The following is a 3,582-nucleotide window of genomic DNA, read 5'->3' as shown; positions in this document are numbered from 1 at the left end:
TCAGGGATCGGCAGGCCTGGGCGCAGGTGCGACTGGGTCAGCAGCAGGGCGATGCCGCTGTCGTCGAACATGTAGGCCAGACGCTCCTGCGGGTACTCCGGATCCAGCGGCACATAGGCGCCGCCAGCCTTGAGGATCGCCAGCAGGCCGATCACCATCTGCAGCGAACGCTCGGCGGCGATGCCGACCAGCACGTCCGGCCCTACGCCCAGGCCACGCAAATGCGCGGCCAGGCGGTTGGCCTCGGCGTTGAGCTCGGCGTAGCTCAGGGTGCGCTCGGCGAAGGTCAGTGCCGGTGCCTGCGGCTGGCGTCTGGCTTGCTGTTCGAACAACTGGTGCACATACGGCGTGCCGGGGTATTCGCGCTGGGTGGCATTCCACTGCTCGACCACTTGCTGGCGATCATCCGCCTCCAGCAACGACAACTCGCCCAGTGGACGATGCGGCTGCGCCATGAATTGCAGCAGCAACTGGGTCAGTTGCCCCGCGATACGGCCAATGGTCGACTCGGCGAAGTGCTGGCTCAGGTAGTGGAAGGCCAGCTCCAGCTCCTCGCCAACCTGGGCGATCAACGTCAGCGCGTAGCCGCTTTGTTCGCTGTAGGCCAGATTGCTGAAGCCAAGCCCGCCTGGAGCGGCTTGCAGCGCCTCGGACACCGGATAGTTCTCGAACACCAGCAGCGTGTCGAACAGCGCCTCGCCATTGCGCCCGGCCAGGCGCTGCACTTCAGCCAACGGCGTGTGTTCGTGGTCGCGCAAGGCCAGGTTCTGCGCCTGTACCGACTGAGCCCACTGGGCGACGCTGAGCGCGCCCTCAGGCGTGGCGATCACCGGCAAGCTGTTGATGAACAGGCCCAGTTGCTCCTCGATACCCGGCAGTTCCACCGGGCGCCCGGACACAGTGGCGCCGAAAGCCACGCTGCGCTGGCCGGTGTAACGGTGCAGCAGCAGCAGCCAGGCCGACTGCACCAGGGTGTTGAGGGTGACCTGCTGTTGCCGGGCGAAGGCCTGCAGGCGGCGGGTCTGTTCGACGTTCAGCCGCGCACTGTGCAGCGCTTGCCCAGGCTCGGCCGCAGCGCTACGCACGCATGCCAGGGCCAGTCGGGTCGGCTCCTCCAGCGGCGCCAGCTGCGCCTGCCAGAAGCGCTCGCTGGCCGCCTGGTCCTGGTCTTGCAGCCAGGCCAGATAATCCTGGTAGCGCCCTTGCGGCGCCGCGACGGCATGGCCCGCGTAGCTTTGCAGGACCTCACCGAGCAGGCGCGAGTTGCTCCAGCCGTCCATGAGAATGTGGTGACTGGTGTAGATCAGGTGATAGCTGTCGGCGCCATTGCGCAGCAGGCACAGACGCAACAGAGGTGGGCAGGCCAGGTCGAAACCGCGGTCCAGCTCCTCGAGGGCGCGCTGGTCAAGCTGATCGGCCGCCCACTGGGCGCCCTCCTCGACCACGATCTGCACACTGGCGTGCCGGTGGATCACCTGGCGCGGCGCGCCAAGCCCGGCCTCCCAGAGGAAACCCGCGCGCAGCAGTTCGTGGCGATCGACCGCCTGCTGCCAGGCACTGGCGAAGCGCTCGACGTCAAGGCCCCGAATATCCACGCGCATCTGGTTGACGTAGGTGCGGCGGTTGGCTTCGTAAAGGCTGTGGAACAGCATGCCTTGCTGCATGGGCGAAAGCGGGTAGATCTGGGCGATGGTCCGGGTGGGCAACGCCAGGGCATCGAGCTGCGCCTGGTCCAGCCCGGCCAGCGGCACATCGCTTGGGGTCAGCCCGGCGTTGTCGTGCACCAGGCAGTGTCTTATCAGCGCCTCCAGGGCATGCTGGTAGGCCTCGGCCAGACGAGTGATGGTCGCCTCGGCGTAGACCTCGCCGCTAAAGGTCCAGTTCAGGCTCAGTTCGCCGCCGAACACCTGGCCATCGACACTTAGCCAGTTGCCCAGCGGCGCCTGCGGATCCTGCCCGGCGCCGCGCCCTTCATTGGCCGGCACCCACAATGCGTCCTCGGCGAAGTCGCCATCGAATTGGCCCAGGTAGTTGAAGGTGATGCGCGGCTGCGGCAAGGCGCTCAACGCCGCACGGGCCTCGGCACTGCCCAGGTGCCGCAGCAGCCCATGGCCCAGGCCCTTGTCCGGCGTGGCGCGCAATTGCTCCTTGATACCTTTGATGGCGCTGGCCAGGTCGTCTGCCGGGGTCAGGCGCACGGGGAACATGCTGGTGAACCAGCCTACCGTGCGCGACAGGTCGATGTCGCTGAACAGGTCCTCGCGACCATGCCCCTCCAGCTGCACCAAGGCGGACGATTCGCCGCTCCAGGCACACACGACCTGGGCCAGTGCGGTCAGCAGCAGGTCGTTGACCTGGGTGCGATAGGCTGCCGGCGCGTCCTGCAGCAGTTGCCGGGTACGGGTGGCGTCAAGCCGGGTGGTCACGCTGCGCGCGTGCTGGTTATCCAGCGCACCGTGCGGATTGTCGCGCGGTAAATCCTGCGGCGCGCCAGCGAGCAACCGTTGCCAATAGCCAAGCTGTGCCGCCATGGGCGCAGAACGGGCATGTTCGCCCAGGCGCTCGCCCCAGGCCTTGTACGAGGTGGTCTTGGCCGGTAGCTGCGGCGTTTGCTGCGCCTGCAGCTGCCGGTAGACCGCCTGCAGGTCTTGCAACAGGATGCGCCAGGAAACACCGTCGATGACCAGGTGATGAACTGCCAACAGCATGCGCTGGGTGCCATCGGGCAGGGTCATCAAGGCCAGGCGCAGCAGCGGGCCGGCCGCCAGGTCGAGGCTGCGCTGAACCTCGGTGCAGTAGGCAGGCAGGTCATCGAGGCTGAGCAACCGCTGGTGCCAGATCAGCCCATCGGCACGAGGCGGGTGTTGGTAGCTCTGTACCCAGGCACCGTCGACCTGCGCATAGTTCAGGCGCAGGGCGTCATGGTGCTGCAGCAGCACGTCCAGTGCTTGGCTCAGCAATTGCGCGTTCAGCGGCTCGATCGGCGCCAGCAGCAGCGACTGGTTCCAGTGCTGGCGGTTGGGGATCTGGCTGGCAAAGAAGGTTTGCTGGATGGGCAGCAGCGGCGCTTCACCGCTCACCGGCCCTTGGTCGATCAGCAGGGTCTCGCTCAGTTGCGCCACCGTGGCCAGGCGCCGAATGCTCTGGTGCTGGAACAAGTCACGCGGGGCGAAGCGGATCCCGGCCTGGCGTGCCCTGCTGACGATCTGGATGGAGATGATCGAATCCCCGCCCAGCTCGAAGAAGTTGTCGTCCACGCCGATCTGCTGCAGACGCAGCACCTCCTGCCAGATCAGCGCCAGGCGCTGTTCCAGCGCATTGCCCGGCGCGGCATAGTCGCTGCGCGCTTGTGCCGGATCGGGCTTGGGCAGGGCCTTGCGGTCGAGCTTGCCATTGGGCGACAGCGGCATCTGCTCGAGCAGGACCCATTGCGCAGGCACCATGTAATCGGGCAGCACCTCCTGCAATTGCGCCTTGACCCCTTGCAGGTAGCCGCCTTGTATTTCGCTTTCGGCACGCGCCAGCGAGGTCGGCTCCGGTACCAGATAGGCCACCAGTTGCTTGCCGCTGGCGCCATCGGCA

General features: G+C 66.7%; 1 protein-coding gene. It reads right to left on the bottom strand.

The window, feature by feature from the left end; all coding sequences use genetic code 11:
* Positions 1-3,582, bottom strand: a 3,582-nt coding sequence (locus tag ACLEJW_RS23095; protein ID WP_440778313.1) for a condensation domain-containing protein, incomplete at both ends; no start/stop codon positions are given.

It is taken from the genome of Pseudomonas sp. SMSB3, assembly GCF_052041965.1.
In the GTDB taxonomy this organism is placed as follows: domain Bacteria; phylum Pseudomonadota; class Gammaproteobacteria; order Pseudomonadales; family Pseudomonadaceae; genus Aquipseudomonas.
This window is presented reverse-complemented; position numbering and strand designations above follow the sequence as displayed.